4 protein-coding genes are annotated in these 3317 nt (G+C 67.4%); 3 read left to right on the top strand and 1 reads right to left on the bottom strand.

Annotated elements, in window-relative coordinates:
• Positions 1 to 88: 88 nt before the first annotated feature.
• Complete coding sequence (gene yddG, locus VW23_RS21135; protein ID WP_069911486.1) at positions 89 to 982, bottom strand: aromatic amino acid exporter YddG; 894 nt, start codon at positions 980 to 982, stop codon at positions 89 to 91.
• Positions 983 to 1061: 79 nt separating this feature from the next.
• Between yddG and VW23_RS21130 the strand changes: the two genes are divergently transcribed.
• The 3 genes from VW23_RS21130 to VW23_RS21120 all read left to right on the top strand — a co-directional run bounded on the left by VW23_RS21130 (position 1062) and on the right by VW23_RS21120 (position 3229).
• The gene (locus tag VW23_RS21130) at positions 1062 to 1391 is read left to right on the top strand and encodes a DUF6665 family protein (protein WP_069911485.1); all 330 of its coding nucleotides are present in this window, start codon (positions 1062 to 1064) and stop codon (positions 1389 to 1391) included.
• Between the two features lie 147 nt (positions 1392 to 1538).
• Entirely contained in the window at positions 1539 to 2828 is a 1290-nt protein-coding gene (locus VW23_RS21125; RefSeq protein WP_069911484.1) for a hypothetical protein, read from the top strand.
• A gap of 125 nt (positions 2829 to 2953) precedes the next feature.
• Positions 2954 to 3229, top strand: a complete 276-nt coding sequence (locus VW23_RS21120) for a hypothetical protein (RefSeq protein WP_069911483.1) — start codon at positions 2954 to 2956, stop codon at positions 3227 to 3229.
• The last annotated feature ends 88 nt before the right edge of the window (positions 3230 to 3317 follow it).

Genomic DNA, 3317 nt, shown 5'->3' with positions numbered 1-3317 from the left:
GTTTCACGGTGGAGGAGCACGGAGAGGTCTGTGGCCTTATTAGGGGCGTGCCCTCGATCCGTAAGGCCGGGAGCGATGCCGGCCTTTTCTATTCGGCAGCAGCGGCAGAGCGCCGGCGGAACAGCAGGTCCTTGGCCGCGAGGACGGCGCCGGCGGTGATCAGGAGGCAAGCGATAAGGATCACATGGCTGTAGGTGGCGTAGCCAGTGAGGATCAGGATCAGCGTCGAGAGCAGCGGGGCGGAGTAGGAGGCGGCGCCGAGCACCTGGATATCGCCGCGCTTTACCCCGATGTCCCAGACATAGAAGGCGAGACCGACCGGGCCGAGCCCGAGCCCGAGCAGGGCGCCCCATTGCCAGAGGTCGGCAGGCCACACCGTCTGTTCGAGCAGCAGGTGGCAGAGCGCGGCGAGGATGGCGGTGACGAGGCAAAAGCCGGCAATGGCATCGCTGCTGACCGCGGCGAAGCGGCGCGACAGCACCGAATAGCTGGCCCAGATGACGGCGGCGCAGAGCGCGGTGGCATAGCCGAGGCTATACTGCGCGTCGAAGCCAAAACCCTGGCCGCGGGTTACGACGAGAACGGCGCCGGTGAGCGCCAGCGCGCAGCCGGCAATGTGCTGCCAGCGCAGCCGCTCGCCCGGGAGCAGGGCGGAGAACACCACGATCAGCAGTGGCCAGAGGTAGTTGATCAGCCCGGCTTCGACCGGCGGGGCGTTCCTGAGTGCGAAGAAATAGCAGAAATGGTAGCCGAACAGCCCGCCGACGCCGAGCAGCCAGACCGGCAGCGGTTGGCGCATCGCCTTGATGGCGCCGGGCCGGATCAGCAGCAGCGACAGCCCGCCGATGGCAAAGGTGACGGCGGTGAGCTGAAAGGCCGGCATGGTGCCGCTGGCGGCGGTGAGGAAGGCGAGCAGCGACCACAGCAGCACCGCGGTGAAGCCGATGAAGGTGGCGGTGGAGCGGCTCAGGTGGCTGGTCATCAGACGCTTCTATCCTGCGCTCGCCAACTGGAAAAGGGCAGGGGTTGCAGCCGCTGACGCGGCTCCCTAATTTTCCGCCATGAGCTTGAGCATCGCCGACCTCGCCGAACTCCGCCAACGCCTGACCAGCGGCTTCGGCCCCATCGAAAGCGAGGTGATGGCCGAGAAGGCCGCCTCGCTCGGCTATCACGGCCGGCAGGTGGAGAAGGCGATGGCGGCGCTCCAGGCGTTCGACGCGGCGCCGGGCACTGCCGATGAGCGCCTGATCCTCGTGAAAGCAGCGGCGCGCGACGTGTGGAAGTTCTTCGTGCAGCGCGAGGCGTGCGGCATGCGCGACCAGCGCGACGCCATCCGCCACTACGGCATTCCGCCCGAAGTGCTGGCGCGGCTGGGGGCCATCGAGAAATGACGCCAGGCCTCGATGTAAGTCGATTGATCCGGCCGGTCGATTTCCCTAGAATTCATGAGATCGATTACATGCCTCATCTGTGCGGGGGCGACGCGCGCGGATGGGGCCAGCCGTTTCGAGTTCGATTGATTCGGCCGGGGGAAGCCGATGCTGGGCGATAAGGTTCGCAAGTCCCTCAGGGACCTCGACAGGCCACTCTCGGCGCTGCGTCCGGCTGCCGATATGGTGCCGCCCTTCCACAAGCTTGCCGTCGACGTGATCTGGGCGGGGTTCCGGATCGATCCCGATGCGGTACGGCCGTTCCTGCCCGATGGGCTGGTGCTGTCGCCGGCCAGCATCGGGGTGCTCGGTATCTACCAGGCGCCCAGCGGCTACGGCATCGCGCCCTATATGCGTGGGCTGGTCGGGGTGTCGGTCGAGGGCGTACGCGGCTCCGACATCGGCGAGGGCATGTTCGTGATAGGCAACATCATGGACGAGCCGGGCGCCGCGACGATGCGGAAGTTCTATTCGGGCGCGACGGTCGAGGGCGTGGCGCGGACCTGGCGCGATGGGGAACTGTTGCATGGCGTTGCCTCGGTCGGCGGGGTCGACTGGCTGCGGGCGACGATCCGGCCAGGCGAGCTCAGGCCGGCGCTGTCGGGGGTCGACAACTTCCTCGGGCTGACCGATGCCGGGCTGATCAAGCACGCGGATTCGACCGTGGCAGATCTCGCCGATGCCGAGATCGTGACGCTGGAGATCACTGACGCGGCGCCCGACTACATGCGGGCGCTGCGGCCGGTCGAGCACGTGTTTGCGCTCGATGCAGTGCGGGTGAACTCGATCTGGAGCGAGCCCCGGGTGGTGGGGCGGACCGCTTCAGGCAATGCCGCCTCGGTGTTTCTGGCGCTGATCGAGGATACCGGCCGGGCTGCCGCCGTGGTGCGGCAGGATGGGACGCTGATCGAGGCCAATGCCAGCGGCCGGGTGCTGCTCGGGCCGGATGGTCCGAAAGCGGGAGAGCCGCTGCTGAGCGGTGTGGCGGCCGAAAAGCATGCGCTTTGCCAGGCCCTGAAAATGAGTTGCGCGCGCAAGGGGCCGCGAGTGTCGGAGCCGATCGCGCTGACCCGCCCCGGCGGCGGGCACCTGCTCGCTTATGTGATGCCGCTTGAGCATGGTGAGCACGGCGGCGATGCCGCGCTGGTGCTGCTGGCCGATCCGCGCGGGCCGGAGCGGCGCGATGCCGCACAGATGCTGCAGCTGTTCGGCCTGACCGGGGCGGAGGCGAGGCTCGCCGCGCTGGTGGGCGTCGGTCACGCGCCGCGCGGGGCGGCGGCGGAACTCAGGATTTCCGAGCATACGGCGCGCTCGACGCTGAAGACGGTCTACGACAAGCTCGGGATCAATAAGCAGTCCGAGCTCGGCCACCTCGTGGCGCGGCTGCAATACCTCTAGAACCTTCCCAGATCGTGCGAACGCCTATGCCGCCCATAGGCGCTTGAACCCCTCATTTGTGGGGTGCGAGTTTTGCCGGGTGCTGCGCACTGTCCGATCGAGAATGCATCTCAGGACAGACCGCCGTGCTCGACCTGCTCGAAAAACGCCATGCAGCCAAGGCCCCCGAACTCACCGGCCTGACCGTGGGTGATGTGATCGCCATGCTCGAGACCTTTGACCCTTCGGCGCCGCTGATGGTGCAGGGCGAGAGCGGTGGCTTCGAGGAGGTGCTGGGTTTCCGGACCACTGGTGTCGTGCTGAACGTCAACAGCGCCGAAGGTTTTGGACCGCACGACCTGCCCGATGATGGCGCACGGGCCGACCTGGTCGCGGTGGTGCTGCGGGCTGCCGAGCGCTGAGCAGCGTCCCCTTCTGCTTCCCTCCCCCTCGAGGGGAGGGATTGAGGGAGGGAGTGGTGCAGTCACCACCGAGCGTCCCTCACCACCC

Origin of the sequence: Devosia insulae DS-56 (genome assembly GCF_000970465.2) — a bacterium.
Lineage (GTDB): Bacteria > Pseudomonadota > Alphaproteobacteria > Rhizobiales > Devosiaceae > Devosia_A > Devosia_A insulae.
The sequence above is the reverse complement of the archived record's forward strand: the minus strand, read 5'-3'. Positions and strand labels throughout refer to the sequence as shown.